Raw genomic sequence first — 274 nt, 5'->3', positions numbered from 1 at the left:
ACCTGCCATCGTTGCTAGTTCTTTACTCGTTAAACCTTTTTCTTTTCTTTGCTTTTCAATCTTTTTACCGATATCTATATTTTCCATGATTAAAGCTCCTTACCATTTATTTAATTATATTTAAATAAATTAAATTAAAATTAACTAAAGCGAATAATTTATGTTAAACTATATTAAAATTAATTTAATTATAATTTATTAAATCGTAAGCTACAAGGTGATGAGGAGGAAGAGAAATGAAGGAAATAGAGAAATTAAAAGAGGAATATCCACT

General features: G+C 24.5%; 1 pseudogene. It reads right to left on the bottom strand.

What is annotated here, in order from left to right:
* Positions 1-87 (bottom strand): annotated as a pseudogene (locus MR113_RS27715) (DNA-binding protein); the annotation flags it as partial.
* Positions 88-274 lie beyond the last annotated feature (187 nt).

Origin of the sequence: Bacillus cereus group sp. BfR-BA-01379 (assembly GCF_022663605.1) — a bacterium.
Taxonomy (GTDB): Bacteria; Bacillota; Bacilli; order Bacillales; family Bacillaceae_G; genus Bacillus_A; species Bacillus_A mobilis.
The sequence above is the reverse complement of the archived record's forward strand: the minus strand, read 5'-3'. Positions and strand labels throughout refer to the sequence as shown.